18 protein-coding genes are annotated in these 15,094 nt (G+C 69.9%); 16 read left to right on the plus strand and 2 right to left on the minus strand.

Translation table 11 applies throughout. The features are described from left to right. Nucleotides 1–177: 177 nt before the first annotated feature. From AB0B14_RS17905 to AB0B14_RS17975, 15 genes are all read left to right on the plus strand, one after another. Complete coding sequence (locus tag AB0B14_RS17905; protein ID WP_357523032.1) at nucleotides 178–1,233, plus strand: hypothetical protein; 1,056 nt, start codon at nucleotides 178–180, stop codon at nucleotides 1,231–1,233. Beyond that, entirely contained in the window at nucleotides 1,230–2,825 is a 1,596-nt protein-coding gene (locus tag AB0B14_RS17910) for a type IV secretory system conjugative DNA transfer family protein (RefSeq protein ID WP_357523033.1), read from the plus strand. The genes AB0B14_RS17905 and AB0B14_RS17910 overlap by 4 nt, the downstream gene beginning before the upstream one ends. A 62-nt stretch (nucleotides 2,826–2,887) precedes the next feature. Then, nucleotides 2,888–3,706 (plus strand): replication-relaxation family protein, encoded by an 819-nt coding sequence (locus AB0B14_RS17915; RefSeq protein WP_357523034.1) that lies wholly within the window; start codon nucleotides 2,888–2,890, stop codon nucleotides 3,704–3,706. Further along, nucleotides 3,694–4,746: a M23 family metallopeptidase gene (locus tag AB0B14_RS17920; RefSeq protein WP_357523035.1), complete on the plus strand. Its 1,053-nt coding sequence runs from the start codon at nucleotides 3,694–3,696 to the stop codon at nucleotides 4,744–4,746. Before AB0B14_RS17915 ends, AB0B14_RS17920 begins: the two co-directional genes overlap by 13 nt. A 428-nt stretch (nucleotides 4,747–5,174) precedes the next feature. Continuing rightward, the gene (locus tag AB0B14_RS17925) at nucleotides 5,175–6,350 is read left to right on the plus strand and encodes a hypothetical protein (RefSeq protein ID WP_357523036.1); all 1,176 of its coding nucleotides are present in this window, start codon (nucleotides 5,175–5,177) and stop codon (nucleotides 6,348–6,350) included. Nucleotides 6,351–6,430: 80 nt separating this feature from the next. After that, nucleotides 6,431–6,697, plus strand: a complete 267-nt coding sequence (locus AB0B14_RS17930; protein ID WP_357523037.1) for a hypothetical protein — start codon at nucleotides 6,431–6,433, stop codon at nucleotides 6,695–6,697. Next, entirely contained in the window at nucleotides 6,694–7,251 is a 558-nt protein-coding gene (locus AB0B14_RS17935) for a hypothetical protein (RefSeq protein ID WP_357523038.1), read from the plus strand. Before AB0B14_RS17930 ends, AB0B14_RS17935 begins: the two co-directional genes overlap by 4 nt. Nucleotides 7,252–7,418: 167 nt before the next feature. After that, entirely contained in the window at nucleotides 7,419–8,405 is a 987-nt protein-coding gene (locus tag AB0B14_RS17940) for a DUF932 domain-containing protein (RefSeq protein WP_357523039.1), read from the plus strand. Between the two features lies 1 nt (nucleotide 8,406). Then, complete coding sequence (locus AB0B14_RS17945) at nucleotides 8,407–9,012, plus strand: hypothetical protein (RefSeq protein WP_357523040.1); 606 nt, start codon at nucleotides 8,407–8,409, stop codon at nucleotides 9,010–9,012. An 89-nt stretch (nucleotides 9,013–9,101) separates the two neighbouring features. Next, nucleotides 9,102–9,575, plus strand: a complete 474-nt coding sequence (locus AB0B14_RS17950) for a hypothetical protein (protein WP_357523041.1) — start codon at nucleotides 9,102–9,104, stop codon at nucleotides 9,573–9,575. Beyond that, entirely contained in the window at nucleotides 9,572–9,922 is a 351-nt protein-coding gene (locus AB0B14_RS17955; RefSeq protein ID WP_357523042.1) for a hypothetical protein, read from the plus strand. Before AB0B14_RS17950 ends, AB0B14_RS17955 begins: the two co-directional genes overlap by 4 nt. 11 nt (nucleotides 9,923–9,933) lie before the next feature. After that, the gene (locus tag AB0B14_RS17960) at nucleotides 9,934–10,341 is read left to right on the plus strand and encodes a hypothetical protein (RefSeq protein ID WP_357523043.1); all 408 of its coding nucleotides are present in this window, start codon (nucleotides 9,934–9,936) and stop codon (nucleotides 10,339–10,341) included. Beyond that, nucleotides 10,341–11,006: a hypothetical protein gene (locus tag AB0B14_RS17965; RefSeq protein ID WP_357523044.1), complete on the plus strand. Its 666-nt coding sequence runs from the start codon at nucleotides 10,341–10,343 to the stop codon at nucleotides 11,004–11,006. Before AB0B14_RS17960 ends, AB0B14_RS17965 begins: the two co-directional genes overlap by 1 nt. Continuing rightward, the gene (locus AB0B14_RS17970) at nucleotides 11,003–11,395 is read left to right on the plus strand and encodes a hypothetical protein (protein WP_357523045.1); all 393 of its coding nucleotides are present in this window, start codon (nucleotides 11,003–11,005) and stop codon (nucleotides 11,393–11,395) included. The genes AB0B14_RS17965 and AB0B14_RS17970 overlap by 4 nt, the downstream gene beginning before the upstream one ends. A 216-nt stretch (nucleotides 11,396–11,611) precedes the next feature. Then, nucleotides 11,612–12,256, plus strand: coding sequence for a hypothetical protein (locus tag AB0B14_RS17975; RefSeq protein ID WP_357523180.1), 645 nt, complete (start codon nucleotides 11,612–11,614; stop codon nucleotides 12,254–12,256). A 61-nt stretch (nucleotides 12,257–12,317) separates the two neighbouring features. On the opposite strand, the gene AB0B14_RS17980 is transcribed toward AB0B14_RS17975, so the two are convergent. After that, a complete protein-coding gene (locus AB0B14_RS17980; protein WP_357523046.1) occupies nucleotides 12,318–12,485 on the minus strand; it encodes a hypothetical protein in 168 nt (55 codons plus the stop codon). Between the two features lie 425 nt (nucleotides 12,486–12,910). Here AB0B14_RS17980 and AB0B14_RS17985 point away from each other — a divergent pair, with 425 nt between their 5' ends. Further along, nucleotides 12,911–13,831: a hypothetical protein gene (locus AB0B14_RS17985; protein ID WP_357523047.1), complete on the plus strand. Its 921-nt coding sequence runs from the start codon at nucleotides 12,911–12,913 to the stop codon at nucleotides 13,829–13,831. Nucleotides 13,832–13,874: 43 nt separating this feature from the next. On the opposite strand, the gene AB0B14_RS17990 is transcribed toward AB0B14_RS17985, so the two are convergent. Continuing rightward, the gene (locus tag AB0B14_RS17990; RefSeq protein ID WP_357523048.1) at nucleotides 13,875–14,687 is read right to left on the minus strand and encodes a tyrosine-type recombinase/integrase; all 813 of its coding nucleotides are present in this window, start codon (nucleotides 14,685–14,687) and stop codon (nucleotides 13,875–13,877) included. Nucleotides 14,688–15,094: the final 407 nt, after the last annotated feature.

A 15,094-nucleotide genomic window follows, 5' to 3' on the forward strand; every position in this document is an offset into this window, starting at 1 on the left:
TGCGGATCCTGGGGCGACCCCACCGACTTCGTATGGCGTCTCGTCCGAGACCGGTGGCCGCTACTCGTCGCTGCCGTGGCGGCGCTCATTGCCATCCGAGTCCTGTGGGCGGTGTGGCGGCGGCGCGTCTGGCGGCGGCATGCCGCCGGAGCACGGTGGCTGCGGATCATCCCGCCCGTGACCGCCACTCCGGCCGCGACGATCGGCCTGTGGCGGCTGCTCGCCACCGTGCTGCCCGCGCCGCGCCGCTGGGCGCTGCGCCCGGCACGGCTCGTCTGGGAAGTCGCCGCCGACCCCGACGGGATGAACTGCGGGCTGTGGATACCGCCAGGGGTCAATCCGACCGCAGTGGTACGGCTGCTGCAACGCGGCTGGCCCGGCGCACGCGCCGAACAAACTCGACCACCAGCCGTGCCCACTACCGGGGCCATTGTTGCCCTCGCGGTCTGGCCCACCCAGCAGGAATGGCTGCCCCTAGTCGAAGACACGTCCCTACCGGCACGCCGGGGCGTGGACGCCGGTGCCCCCGAGGACGACCGGCTCCGGGCCGTTTACGGCGGGCTTGCCTCGGCCGGGCGCACCGGCGGCGCGATCCTGCAAGTCCACCTCGGCCGAGCACCAGCCCACCGGATACGCACGATGCGGCGCGCGATGACCAACCCATCCCGCGCTCGCCGCCCCCGAGGAACCGCCCGCGCTGCCGGGCTGCTCGTCCCTGGACTACGGGCGTTGATCCTCGGCGTCCTGGACATCGTCACCCCCGGCCCGTCGAGCCCGAGGCGGCACAGCCGTGCGACCGAGCCGTACACCGCCGAGTTGGCCCGGCAGGCGCGGGCGAAGTACGCCGACGCACCACACCTGCTCGTTGCCGTGCACACCGTCGCCGCCGGCCCCACCAAGGCCGCCGCCCGCGCTGCCGCTGCTGATGTCAGCTCCGGGTTCGGACTGCTGTCAGCCCACTTCACCCGCCGTCGGCTCCGTTCCGGCGCGCTGGCGGCGGCCGACCGGTGGGTGTCCGAGGCTCGGATGAGCCTGGTGTCGGTGGCGGAAGCCGCCGCCCTCGCCGGGTTGCCCGCCGAGCCGGCCGCCTATGGCCTGCCCGGCGCGGCGTCACGCCGCCGGGCCGCGACCCGCGACATCTTCCGGGCTACCGAGCGGGACACACACCATCGCGCGGCAGAGCAAGCCGCGCCCAACGCCGACGACCCGCCAACCGTGTGGAGTACCTCATGAGCAAGACCAACCCCATCGCCGTGGCTCCTACCCCTCGCCCGCAACGGCGCCGGCTGAACCTGGTGCCGGTCGAGGATCGGCAGGGCCTGGGCGGCAAGGTTATCGGCGTTGCCAACGCCGGCCCCGCGATGCGGGTGGGGATCTCTTTGGCGGACTGCCGGTTCCACATCCATGCACTCGGACCGACCGGCACGGGTAAGACGACGCTGCTGATGCGGATGATTTTGGATGACGTGGAGGCCGGGCGTGGCGTGGCCGCGTTCGACCCGGCCAAGGGCGACCTGATCCGAGACCTCCTGGCCCGGCTGCCCAAATCGTGCGGTGACCGCCTGGTCCTGATTGACCCGGACGAGCGGGCCGCGCCACCGGCGATCAACCTGCTCGACCCGAGTGTGCATGGCGGCAGTCCGCATGACGTGGCCGCGAATCTCACGGCGGTGATGGCGAAGGTGTGGTCGCGGTGGTGGGGCCACCGGACCGCCGATATCTGCTACCACGGCCTGCTCACCCTCGCTCACCTCGACGGCGCCACCCTCGCTCAGCTGCCGCGGCTGCTGTCGGACTCCGCGTGGAGGGCCGTCCGGGTCAACGCCGTCACCGGCAGGTTGAACGCGTGGGAGGGCAACACGTTGGGCGAGTTCTGGGAAGGGTTCAACGAGTTGCCCGCCGCGCAGCGCTCCGGCCTGGTGGCCCCGCTGCTGTCCCGGCTGCGTCTCGTGCTGGCGCACCCGATGGCGAACAGCCTGTTCGGGGTGCCGGCGACCACGTTCTCCTTCGCTGACATTCTCGACGGCGGCATCATGCTCGCGCGGCTACCCAAGGGCGTCATCGGCGAGGACGGCACCCGCCTGGTTGGCTCCCTGCTCCTCGCGGGGCTGTGGCAGGCCACCGCCGCCCGCGCCCGGATTCCCGAGGACGAGCGTCCCGACGCGATGATCGTGCTGGACGAGTGCCACAACTTCCTGCACCTGCCCATCGGCATCGACGACGCGCTCGCCGAGGCCCGCGGCTTGCACACCTCGTTCGTCCTCGCCCATCAGTACCTCGGCCAACTGTCCGGGGACATGGTCGAGGCGATCGACGCCAACGCCCGCAACAAGGTGTACTTTGCCCTCGCCCCCCGCGACGCCATCGATCAGGCCCGGCACCTGCGGCCGTACCTCGATGACGGAGACCTGATCCGCCTCGGCGGCTACGAAGTCGTCCTGCGACCGGTCGCTGGTGGCCGCGTCGTACCACCGGTCACCGCCGACACAGAGCCGCCACCACCTGCCGTCAAAGGGCGTGCCGGCGAGCTGCGCCGTGCGGCCCGCGATCACACCGGCCTTACCGGCGAGGACCGTCGTCGGTTGCTGGGCGAGTCCGCGACCGCTGCCGCAACGGCCGAGCGGTCGACATCCGTCGAGGCAGTGGTGGAACTGGTTGGTCGCAACACCTTCGCTGTTGAGGGCGAGTGGTCTAACGAGACCTCTAACGAGTGGTCCAACGAGGAACCCAACGACCACGAACAGCCAGGTGAACACGCCCCCTTGAACACGCCGTACGCGCACGTGGACGGCGGTGAGGAGGACTCGTGGACCGGAACCGACTGATAAGAGATATCCCTCCTACCCGCACATCTGCCAAGGGCAGTCTTCGCCTCACGGCGTCTGTCGTGGCCGCCGAACTCGGTCGACTCACCCCCCGAGACCGGCTCCTCCTGGACCTGCTCGACCAGCACCGGACGTTCACCACCGAGCAGCTCGTCGACCTGGCCTTCGGCTCCGTCGGTCGTGCCCGCAACCGGCTCAACACCCTGCACAGCAGGGACATCCTTGACCGGTTCCGCCACTACCAGCGGCCCGGGTCGCAATCCTGGCGGTGGACCCTCGGGCCGGTCGGCGCGGCCATCATCGCGGCCGGACGAGACGAGGCGCTGCCCCGTCCGGCCGTCGTACGCGACGCCACCGCACGACTCGCGATGTCACCGACGCTGGCGCACCTGGTGACCGTGAACGGGTTCTTCGTCGCGCTCACGGCTCATGCCCGCACGCACCCCGGCGCGCGATTGGTGCGCTGGTGGAACGAGGCACGCTGCCGTGAGGCGTGCGGCAACCTGGTCCGCCCGGACGGGCACGGCGTATGGGCCGACAACGGGCGGGCGGTGCCGTTTTGGTTGGAGGCTGACCTCGGTACCGAAACGCTGGGCCGGGTGGTGGGCAAGCTGACCGGCTACGCCGCACTACCGCCCCGGCGGGCGTACCCGGTGCTGTTCTGGCTACCCACCGCCGCCCGTGAGACCAACCTGCACGCCCACCTAAACCGGGTCGGGGTGCCGGACGGGGTGACCGTGGCAACCGCCGCCGCCGACCACGCCGCCGCGTCCGGCGGCCCGGCGGGGCCAGCGTGGCGCGTCGTGGGGCACCCCGACCGGGTGAGCCTGACCGGGCTACCCGCGCCGACCGGCGACGGTGGCACGCTGTGGGACGGGTAGTCGGGTGGGTCGCGTCCGGGGTCGCCGTGGTGTTGCTGCTGATCATCGCCGCTACCGCCGGGGTCGTCTCCTCGGTGTTCGGCGGGGGCGGGGGCGGCAGTAGTTGCGCCGGGGTGGTCACCGTGCCAGGTGCCGCCCCGGCGGGGTTGACGGCGGAACAGGCCCGTAACGCCGGGGTGATCGTGGCCGTGGGTGAGCGGTTGCGGGTGCCGGTGCGCGGGTGGGTGATCGCGGTGGCCACCGCGCTCCAAGAATCCTCGTTGATCAACCACGGTGACCTCGGCCCGAACAACGATCACGACTCGCTGGGGCTGTTCCAACAGCGACCGTCGCAAGGATGGGGCACCCCGGAACAGATCATGAACCCCGAATACGCCGCCGGGAAGTTCTACGAGCGTCTCCTCACCGTCCCCGGGTGGGAACGGCTACCGCTCACCGAGGCCGCACAGAAGGTGCAACGGTCGGCGTACCCGGACGCCTACGCCAAACACGAGAAACGGGCAACCGAGATCGTCACGGCCTACACCGGCGGAACGCTGCCCGTCTGCGACGGTGCGCCGATCAGTGCCTCCGGGTGGACCCGTCCGGTGGCGGGCACGGCCGGGTCCGGTTTCCGCACCGGCGACCGGCCCGGCCATGACGGGGTCGACATCATGGCCGCGAAAGGCACCGTCATCCGTGCCGCGTCCGGCGGTGTGGTGGTGCGCGTGCGGTGCAACATCGGGGGCGACTCGTGGGAACCCACCGGCGGCCCGATGCCGTGCGACAGCGACGGCTACCCCGGCCTCGGCGGGTGCGGCTGGTATACGGAGGTCCGCCACGCGGATGACATCGTTTCGCGTTACTGCCATATGGTGCGACAGCCGATGGTGCGCATAGGGCAAACGGTGATCGCGGGGCAGCCAATCGGCAACGTCGGCAGTTCCGGAAACTCGTCCGGCCCTCATTTGCACTACGAGATTCACGAAGGCTATCCCGCCACCGAGAACAATGCCGTTGACCCGGTTCCTTTCATGCGGCAAAAAGGCGTGGCCCTATAAATTCCTGAAGTGACTTTCCGCACAATCCAAGAAGGCCCCGTGGGTTGCCGTGAGCGCCGCGCGTCCGGTCCGCCGGGCGCGCGGCGTAGTCGTTTCAACCCGGAAACCACGACCCCGTAAGACGGTGTGAGCGGCCCCCGCACCGCGCACCCTATGCGGCACTAGGGGGCCGCGCCGAACGCGTCGCAGCGTCGGGCACGGGGCCGTCAAATGGCGTTTCGGACGGCGGTAGCGATTCCTGAATCGAGAATGGAAGCGGCGCGGCGCTGCCCCCGTAAAGAGTCTTGCGCAACGGGGTTGACAATCATCGGGTGCAGAGGGTCCATGGACGTGGGCAACAAAAACCGCCCCGGCGGAACCGCAAACAATGCGCATCACGCGTACGCGGAATCGCTATTTGTCGACCCCTTATGTGGAGGTGTATTGCCATGACCGCAAACATCGTTCTCACCCCCGGCACCGACGAGGCCCGGTCCGCCGTCGCCGAGGCGCTGCGCGATTACCCCGGCGTCACCGCCCGCAAGTTGGCCGGACAAGCCAACCTGCCGCTACCGGTCGTCACCGAGGCGCTCACCGCCATGGAGGCCGCCGGGACCGCCACCCGCACCCCCGACCCGGCCAAGGGCAACCGCAAGAGCGCCGACACCTGGCAGACCACCACCGACCCGGCGGCCGAGGACGCCCCGGCCACCACCACCGACCCGACGGCCGAGGACGCCCCGGCCACCGACGCGACGCCGGACGCGGCCGACGAGCCCACCGCCGACAACGACGGCCCGGCCACCGCCGACGAGCCGACGGCCGAGGACGCCCCGGCCACCGACGCGGCCAGCGACGAGGCCGGCACGGACACGACGCCGGACGCGGCCGACGAGGCGACGCTGCCCGAGGCCCCAGTGTCAGGCGCGCCCGTATCCGGGGCACCGGTCGGCCCGCGTCAGCCCGACCTCAAAGTTTTGATCATGGCGGGGGTGCTGGGTGGGCACCCGGACGGCGTCACCGCCGACGCGGCAATCAACGAGAGCGGCCTGTCCGTCGCGATGGGCGACACGGTCCTCGCCGCAATGGAGGTTGCCGGTGCCGCGCGTCGCCTGCCGGTCGGTGAGGACGGCGAGGAGCTGTGGGTGATTGCCGATGGTGACCTCGCCACGGTGGACCCGGCCAACGCGCCGACGCACACCACGTGCCCGACGTGCGGGCACACCCGCAAGATCCGCCGCCCCTCGGTCCGGCGTGCCGCCGGCACCGGCCGCACCACCGGTGAGATCAACAGCGACGGGTCGGCGAAGTTGGGCAAGAACGAGTTGCGCAACCGGGTTGAGGCGTTCATGCGTGACCTCGGCCCCGGTCACGACGTGACCCCCGGCACCGTCGCCCGTGAGATCGGCGGACGTAGCCCCGGCGCGGTCGGCAACGGCATGCGGAAGATGGCAACGGCCGGGGTGCTGGTGCTGACCCGTGAGGCCCCGGAAACCTACGCCCTCGCCGACGACGCCCCCGCCCCGACCTCCGAGGTCCGCGCGTTTATGGCCCCGTCCAAGGACACCACCGCCGGTGACGAGGCCCGCACCGACGAGGCCGCCGCCGCCCCGGTCGCGGCCTGACCGATCACCCCGCCGGGGCCGGGCACCACGCCCGGCCCCGGCATCCGCACGCCCCCAACAACCGGAAGGGACAACGATCGATGACCACCGCACACAATCACCCCGACCACGGGCAGACAACCGGCCCGGGGTCGCTGCGCTGCCCGGAATGCGAGCAACCGGCCCGGCTGGTGCCGCCGCGTGACTGCCCCCTGAACGGGTTCGCCGCACGTCCCGGCGCGTCACACACCGACGGCACGCCGCTGTGCCCGGTGCCCGGCCCGAACGGGTCGCAACCGGCCGACCCGATGGGCGCGCCGGCCCGGCTGACCCACAGCCGCCCCGGACCGGTGGACGGCCGATCATGACGTACCCGTCCGGCGAGGTGCCAGAGCTGCCGCCCGCGCTGGCCGCGCGTCCCCACGACGCGCGGCGCGGCCTACCCATCCCACCGATCAACATCCATCCCAACCCGACCGACGACGGGTCGCACGTGGACTTCACCACGATCAACACCACCACCTCAACCCGCCTCGCCATCGAGCGCCGGTGCTCGCTGTGCGGTGAGCCGATGGGGTACTGGGTGGCGTTCCTCGGCGGACCTCGGGCCGCTGAGTTGATGCGCTACGCCGACCCGCCGGGGCACCCCGAGTGCATGACCGCCGCACTGTCGCTGTGCCCGCACATCGCGCTCGGTCGGCACCGCCGCGCCCGCGCCGACCGGCCCGGGGCGGGCATCATCCCGCCGGGGTCGCACGGCGACAAACCTGACCGGTATCTGTTGGGCATCACCCGTGACTACCGGACCCGGTTCATCCCCGAACACGGGTTCAGCGTGTACCTACCGGCCCCGTTCAAAACGGTTCACGTGTACCTGTACGGCCCGGACGGGCGGCTAAACCCGGCCACCGACACCCGGTAGGCCACGCCCGGCGGCGGGCGTCAGATTCGCCGCAGAAACCTCGATCGACTCCAACCGATCGTCTTGATCCGCTGGTAGAGGTAGGAAACATTGTTAGTGACGGCGTGGCCGGGGTTGCAATCCCCGGCCCGCCGCCCGCCAACACACAACCTGGAAGGGGTGCCGCCGTGGCACACGAACTGGAAACTCTCGCGAATGGGCAGACGGCCTTCGCCTCAGCGCGGTTGACCGCGTGGCACCAGCTTGGCACCGTGGCCGACGAGTGCATGACCGCCGAGGAGGTCATGAGCAAGGCGTGGCTCGGCGGGTGGGAGGTCCGCAAGATCGCCCTTCAGGGCATCGAGGTCACCGAGCGGGGCGTGACGAAGGTCGACTGCCCCGACAAGTACATGACCGTTCGCACCAACCCGGCCACCGGCGAGACCGAGTACCTCGGGGTCGTCGGTGAGGACTACAGCGTGGTGCAGAACGAGCAGGTCGCCGAAACCCTCAACCTCCTGGTCGACGCCTCCGGCGCGCACTTCGAGACCGCCGGCTCGATGCGCAAGGGACGCTCGGTGTTCGTCACCATGAAGCTGCCCACCGCGATGCAGATCGCCGGGGTGGACGACATGGACCTTTACCTCGCGGCCACCACCTCCCACGACGGCACCGCCGCCCTGCGCCTCGATGCGACCCCCGTGCGGATCGTCTGTAAGAACACGCAGAACCTGGCCTTCGCCCGGTCGGTCAGCTCGTACACCTTCCGGCACACCTCGAACGTCACCAGCAAGATCGCCGAGGCCCGGCAGGCCCTCGGCCTGATGTGGCGCGCGTTCCACGACTTCGAGACCGAAGCCGAGAAGATGATCAACGAGTCGTTGACCATGGGTGAGTTCGAGAAGGTTGTCGCGCAGGTGTGGCCGGTGGCCGACGACACCTCGGACACCGCGAAGAACAACGCGAAGCAGCGCACGGCCGCGTTGCGGTACCTGATCCGGGACGCGGACACGCAGAAGGCGATCAAGGGCACCCGGTGGGCCGGCTTCCAGGCCATCACCGAGTACGTGGACCACTTCGCCCCCGCCAAGACTGACCTCGCCCGTGCCTCGCGGGCGCTGACCGGTGCCGGTGCGGACCTCAAGGCCCGCGCGTTCGAGCTGCTGGCGGTCTGAGATGGCCCGGCACGGGGGCCGGGCCACCACGCCCGGCCCCGGTACCGGCGAGCACCCCGCCACCGGCACCGCACCCGTCCCTACGCCTGCGGCCGAGCCCATGCTCGCGCCGGAGCCCACCGCCGCCTCCATGATCGGGCTGGCAAACGAGGTGTCCCGCCACTTCGCGGCGGCTGAGGTCGCCCGCGCGATGGCCGAACACTCGACCAGCGAGGCCGAACACGCCCACCTGATCGCCCGCGCCGAGCAGTGGGAAGCCCTCGTCAACGAGCAGTGGAACGCACTTTGCTCAGCGATCTGGGCGACAGCACCCGGCGGGGCGACGGTCGAGCGGTTCATGCCGGTCCGGCCGCTGACCAACGGCCACGTCGAGCTGCACACCTACAGCACTGAAGGCCGCCGGCTCGTCGTGCTGCTCACCGGCGCGCAGGCCCTCGCCGTCGGCGCGCACCTGACCGCGTACGGGGCGCTCAGCCTCGACCGCAGCGGCCAGAAACTCGACCCCGGCCTACCCCACGTCAAGGCCGCACCACCCTTCGCCGACGGCACCACCGAGGCGTGCACCGCCCTGGACAACGCCGCCGGACAGCCACCCGCCAACTGCTGACCGCCCCGACGAGCCGCGCGGCCACGGTCGCACCCCGGGCCGCGCGGCACGCCCCGGCGGCATCCCCTCGACATCATCGCGGAGCACCCATGAACAACCCCGATCACCTGTTCACCGTCGCCGCCGAATTCGCCCAGGCGACCGGCAACGCCGAACGCTTCCACGCCCGCGCCGCCAGCGTCACCGGCGACGACCGCATCGTCCTCACGCAGAAGGCGTCCGATTGGGAGGCCATCGCCGCGCGCCGACGCGAGCAGCTGCGAGCCGCGCTGCGCGAGGCCCTGCGCGGAACCCTCATCGCCGAGCCAGACACCGAGCAGCCCGCCGCGCTCTGGCGGCGGCGCCACGTCGAGGTCCGCGCCCGCACCGACGACGGCTCCCGCGTCCGCGTGCGCTGCACCCCGGCGCAAGCCGTCGCCCTCGGCACCGCCCTCATCGGCCTCGCGGCCCTGACCGACCAACTCGGCGGCGGCGTCCTGGGCGAGACCATCGCCACCTTCCCACCCACCCTCGGCCCCACCGCGGAGCCCGAGGCGAGCGGCGAGAACGGGGAGCCGGCATGACGACCTCGATCGACCCCTCCGAGGACACCGACGGCATGGGCGATGGCCAGCGCATCCTCGACGGTCAGCAGCTCACGGGCGCACTCGCTCTGCTCGGCGCGGTCGACCCTGTCTGCGTCGAGGTGCTGACCCGGCTCAACCTGCGGGTTTACCCCGGCGAGCCCGGCGACCGCACGGCCTACGTCGTCCTCGACGTGCATGGCGTCTCGATCGGCGTCAAACGCCGCGCCGACGACCTCTACCTGCACGCCGACACCACCGAGACCGACGACCGGTACATCGCCTTCGAGGTCAACGGCTACGGCGAGACCGACCACACCACCAACCCCTCCCACCCCGGCCTCTGAACGGAGCACCGATGTACCGCTCCTTGGAATACGGCGACACCGCCCGCGTCATCACCCCCGCCGACGCCACCGAATACCGCCTCGGCACCGTCACCGACGTCACATACTCGACCCCGCACACCACCCACGCACGCCGCTACACCCTGCGCTTCCCCAACGGCACCGAGCGCACCTACCCGGCCGACCGCGTTGCTTGGCGTACTCGCGCCGACGACCACGCTGCCCTGGAGGCCGCCTTCACCCAAGCGAGCGCGGCTCTGCGCGACGCCTGCCGCATCGCCCACGACTACAACCCCGACCTCAGTGCGGGCACTGCGAGCCTGCTGCGGAGGCTGGTCGACCTCGCCCGCCTGCGCCTCGGGCTGACCCTCGACCCCGCCCGGCCACACACCGGTACCCAGGACGGAGGCGACCAGTGATGCCACCGCACTTCCCACGTCCCGAGGAATTCGCCCATCCGCCCGAGGCCGCAGCGCTCGATACGGGCATGACGCCGGGCCAGGAGCCGATGTACTGCCGCCGCTGTCGTCGAGGGCTCAACATCCGCTTCAACGACCTGGGCCTGATCGTCGGGTACCTCCACGCGGCCGAGCAACGCGGCCAGCAAAGCGACCACCGCCCCGAGCCCGCACCCATCACCGAGATCCCCGATCCGATCATCGAGTGCGACTTCTGCTCCGCGCCCGAGGCGGCCTGGATCTACCAATGCGCCAACCAGGTCACCGACGCGCGTCGGATCACCGGGCAAGTGGTGTCCGTCAACGACTACCGATCCCGGCACCACGCGGCCAGGGTGCGCCGTACCGACACCGAGCACGCCATCACCCAGGCATGGGGCGAGCGCTGGACGGCCTGCCAGGGGTGCACCGACCTCATCGAGGCCCGCGACCTGTACGGGCTGATCCGCCGGGTGACCGACGCGATGCCCGCGAAGCTCACCCGAGGCAAACACCTGATGCGGACCCGGGGCGAGCTGCACGACAGGTTCTCCGCAGTGTTCGACACCCTCGCACCCAGCCGAGGCCAGATCACCCCCGGCCACCCCCTCGGCATCTGGCCCGACACGACAGAGAAGACGTCATGACCAACGCCGCGCGGCATCAGCGGCCGACGTTCATCCACGCGAAGGCCCAACGCCGCCTCGGCCCGGTGTGCGGAGCCGACGACGAGCCGCTGACCGGCATCACTGACGACCCGCACCTCGTCACTTGCCCGGACTGCGAAGGACTGGTCGAGTTCGACGCGCTACCCGACGACGCCACCGCAGGCGATCCGCGCGTCATCGAGGTACTACGCGAAGTCACACGCGGCAACTGCCGCAAGATCGACGGGGTGATGGTGGACATGACAACCGCCGCCGCGATCCTGACCGTCTACGACGCGCTCAAGCCCGCCACACGGGTGAAACTGGTCGCGCTGCGCATCGACCGAATGGCGCAGGTGGCGTGGCGGCTGCTACGCCCGCACGTCTAGGCCGAGTGGGTCGGTGGCCGGCGGGCACACCCGAGGGTGCGTGCAATTCCCGACCGGCCACCTCGCCCACTTCGGGCCGCCTGCGGACACACGGCCGCTTCTACCCGAGCCAGGGCGTGCCGCCGATCCTACGGCGAGTCCTGCCCTGCCCGCCTCGGCGGCACGGCGGCGGCAGCGAGCGACCACCGGAGGGAGGATGGGGGCGTGGCACGACGCGTGATCGGCGGACGGACCGCCCTCGACCGGGCCGAAGTCGCCGCGTTCACCGGTGCGGCCTACTCCACGGTCAACCACTGGCACCGCCACCGCGCCCGGTTCGACTTCCCCGAAAGTTTCCAACACGACGGCCGCGAGTGGTTCTGGCTCGACGACATCAAGGCGTTCCACACCGCGCACCAGGCGGCGAAGCGCGCCGAGCTGACGAAGGTCGACCGCCGCGGCGACTCCGAAGACCTCATCGGCTCCGGCGCGGCGGCGAGGGTTCTCGGCTACGGCTCGTATCGCAACCTGCCCGACACCCTGTATGACCACCCCGACCGAGTTGAGGTGCTGCGGGACGGGCGGGTGCGCCGTCTGTGGTTCCGGCGCACCGTGTGGGCCGTGGCCGACGCCCGCACGGGCCGGCAGTCCACCGGCCGCACCCCCGGCACGACCGGTGCCCGCAAGCCGCACCCGTACGCCGACGATCCTCGGCTTCCGGTCGCCATCGCGCTCCTGGCCGAGGCCGACCGCACCGGGCGTGACCGGCGCGGCCTCGGCGTCGCGCTCGCTCAGCAGCTCGGCATCACTCAACGCACCGCGCAGCGACTGCTCGCCACCGCACACGCGGCGACCGATACCTCTGCTGGGCAAACGGCCTGAGCACGACAGGCGCCGCCGAGTCCGTCAGCCCGGCCTCGGCGGCACCTGTCCTGCGAGCTGTTCAGTCTTCGTCGTCGTCCTTGGCAGCAGGCCGAGGCGTCGGAACCTCGATCAGGTAGCGCAGCGCGCCGTTGATGTCGGTGTCTCGGCTGTCGGCGGTGCGCTTCAGCACGTCGTACACGTCGTCAGCGACCTCGATCGTGCGGAGGCCAGGCGTTCTGTCGGTCATGTGTGATCCCTTCTGGCAGCGTTCGGCGTGGTGCCCGTACGGGCAGCCGTGCCTATCCACGCTGACCTCGACGGTGCGATCAAGACCGCCGCTGGTCCCAGGCCGGGGTCACGACACACGGTTGGCTATGGTCGCGAGTTCCGGCACCAGATGTCGCTGAGTTTCGGCATCAGTGAAATCTCACCGAGCTCGATGTTCGCGAGTCTGGCGCCACCCCAATTGGACTCACTACGCCCGAGCCGGCCAGCGCACCGCTCACGTACGGTGACGGGTCTCGAAGATGAGGTGCGCTTTGTCTGCGGCATGAGAGTGCACTACAGCGGGTGTCTTGCGTCTGCAGTGGGCACTCACCTGGTCCAGCACGTTGGCTGTCTCGTACGATGCCCGGGTTGGGCCGCCAAGCCCGTTGATTCTGGAAGGATCCGATGCCAGATCGGTTGCGACGCGCGGTCGCCGGTCGCGGACTGCCCGACTCAGCGCAGCAGGAGACCCTGCCTTCTCGATGGTCGGCCGTGCTCGCAAACATCGTGGCGCCGCTAGGTGTGCTAGTCGCGTATCTTTATTGGTTCGCGTATGTTCGGGCAACTGCATACTACGGCTTCTTCGGCGTTAACGGAGCGATCGGCTTGCAGTTCCAAAGCAAGGAGAACGCTGCCGACAGCATCATGGCGCTCGTCTCGCCGGTCGCGGTTGTCGCGGGGCTAACACTGGGAGCGGCAGCATTCCACCGCTCATTCACCGGCTACCTGGAGCAGCAGGGGCGCGGTCGGACTCTGCGATGGCGCGCGGTATTCCTTATGGCTTCGGTGCTTGCAGGAATATTCCTACTGCCGTTCCTGATCGAGTGGCTGCCAGCCGTTCTCCTGGCCGACTGGTCGGGCGGCCCGAGTTGGCCGGAGTATCTTTCGGCCGCGGTGGCAGTGCTGCTCTTCAACTACGCAGCGCATCTCCGAAATCGATACGAGATCCCGGTCGCTCGGGAGCAGCGGCTCGGGCGGCTTAGATCGTGGGCATCGGTGGCGCTCGTCGTGGCACTTGCGACCGCTGCCACCGGCTCGTATGCCTCGGATCTCGGATTCGAGCAGGCGCTGCGTGTCACTCGGTCCGGGGAACTGAGAAGCGTGACCGTGTACTCCAAGGAAGATCAGTCTCTCACCGGCCACGGCATAACGACGACCACGCTACCTGTGAGCGACGGGTACAAGTACCGCTACACGGGTCTCCGCCTGCTGGCGGCCCGGCGCAACCAGTTCATTATTGTGCCGGATGCGGAAAGGGCCGGTCCACCCACGGCCATCCTGATAACGGCGGGCGACGGAGTCCGGATCGAGATCGCGCTGTCCTGACCCCTTACTCGGCACACTGTATTCGGCAAAGGCGCGAGCCTGGCTACGTCCCGGAGGCCATGTAGGCGGCGAGGATGTAGTTGGGGTGCCGGTCGAGGTTCTTGCGGGCTCGGTCGTAGCGCATGGTGGTACGCGGGTCGGCGTGACGAGCGGCGATCTGCACGTCGCGCAGGCTGACGCCGGCGCCGAGCATGGTGGTCACGAACGTGTGGCGCAGCATGTGGGGGTGCATCTTCGGCATCCGGATCCCCGCGATGTGGGCTAGGTGCTTGAGCCGACGAGTGGCGGCGTGTCGGTCCATTCGCCGACCTTGGGTGTTGCGCAGGAGCGGCCCGCTGGTGCGCTCATCGACGGCCCGGTCGATGGCTCGGGCGACTGCGGGTGGCAGCGGGACGAGCACGGCCTTGCCGCCCTTGCCGCGCACCCGTAGGACCCGGTGGCCGTGTTCCTCTCCCAGGTCGGCGATGTTCGACCCGCAGGCTTCGAAGATTCGTAAGCCGAGCAGGCCCAAGAGGGCGACCAGGGCGAAGTCGTTCGGGTTGGCCGACAGCCGGGCGGCGGTGATAAGGGCCTCGAACTGCAGGTGGCCCAGTCCGAGTGTCGGTGACTCGGCCGGCACTGTGGGCCGGCGGACGTAATCGGCTGGCGAGTGCTCCAGGATCGCGTCGATAACACAGACCCGATAGAACCCGACCACGACCGACAGCCGACGGGACACCGTCGAGGGCTGGTACCGGCGAACGTCTTGCAGCCAGCGCACGTACCGCTCGAATTCCACCCGAGCTGCGGAGAGCGGGTCAAGTTCGTGGTCGCTGCACCACCGGAGGAAGACCCGTAGGTCGGACTCGGTATGCACGCGGGTCTGCCCACGGTAGCGGCCCAAGAAGGCGGACACCGCGGCGCGCACGACAAGTTGGTTGGCAGGTACGACACTGGAAGCCGAAGCAGGAGAGGTAGCCATACATCACCGTGCGTCACCACCAACGATGAACGCCAGCCCTCCCGGAGCGGCATGAAAGTATGACGAAGGCGGCGCTCGATGCCTTCAGTCGTCGGCGCTAGGTCTTTGAGGTCAACGGCGTTGATGAGTGAGGCGCGGTCTCAGGCTCGTTGGTCAAGTCAAGTGGGCTAAGTTCCTTGCCTCGCCCCTTCTGGATCAACAGCACGGTCATGTCGCACGTCCGCCGGAGGACGGACCGCAGCTCCCGCCGAGGGTCGCTCCGCTCTACCCGCGTGATTGGTTGCGGGTACACGCTAAGATCA

Origin of the sequence: Micromonospora sp. NPDC049171 (assembly GCF_040648275.1) — a bacterium.
GTDB lineage: Bacteria > Actinomycetota > Actinomycetes > Mycobacteriales > Micromonosporaceae > Micromonospora.

Bases quoted from the DNA above. Each gene is read 5' to 3' on its own strand.
- AB0B14_RS17965 (WP_357523044.1), top strand. From the start codon at position 10,341: ATGCCACCGCACTTCCCACGTCCCGAGGAATTCGCCCATCCGCCCGAG.
- AB0B14_RS17985 (WP_357523047.1), top strand. From the start codon at position 12,911: ATGCCAGATCGGTTGCGACGCGCGGTCGCCGGTCGCGGACTGCCCGAC.
- AB0B14_RS17970 (WP_357523045.1), top strand. From the start codon at position 11,003: ATGACCAACGCCGCGCGGCATCAGCGGCCGACGTTCATCCACGCGAAG.
- AB0B14_RS17960 (WP_357523043.1), top strand. From the start codon at position 9,934: ATGTACCGCTCCTTGGAATACGGCGACACCGCCCGCGTCATCACCCCC.
- AB0B14_RS17945 (WP_357523040.1), top strand. From the start codon at position 8,407: ATGGCCCGGCACGGGGGCCGGGCCACCACGCCCGGCCCCGGTACCGGC.
- AB0B14_RS17950 (WP_357523041.1), top strand. From the start codon at position 9,102: ATGAACAACCCCGATCACCTGTTCACCGTCGCCGCCGAATTCGCCCAG.
- AB0B14_RS17925 (WP_357523036.1), top strand. From the start codon at position 5,175: ATGACCGCAAACATCGTTCTCACCCCCGGCACCGACGAGGCCCGGTCC.
- AB0B14_RS17935 (WP_357523038.1), top strand. From the start codon at position 6,694: ATGACGTACCCGTCCGGCGAGGTGCCAGAGCTGCCGCCCGCGCTGGCC.
- AB0B14_RS17910 (WP_357523033.1), top strand. From the start codon at position 1,230: ATGAGCAAGACCAACCCCATCGCCGTGGCTCCTACCCCTCGCCCGCAA.
- AB0B14_RS17980 (WP_357523046.1), bottom strand. From the start codon at position 12,485: ATGACCGACAGAACGCCTGGCCTCCGCACGATCGAGGTCGCTGACGAC.
- AB0B14_RS17955 (WP_357523042.1), top strand. From the start codon at position 9,572: ATGACGACCTCGATCGACCCCTCCGAGGACACCGACGGCATGGGCGAT.
- AB0B14_RS17930 (WP_357523037.1), top strand. From the start codon at position 6,431: ATGACCACCGCACACAATCACCCCGACCACGGGCAGACAACCGGCCCG.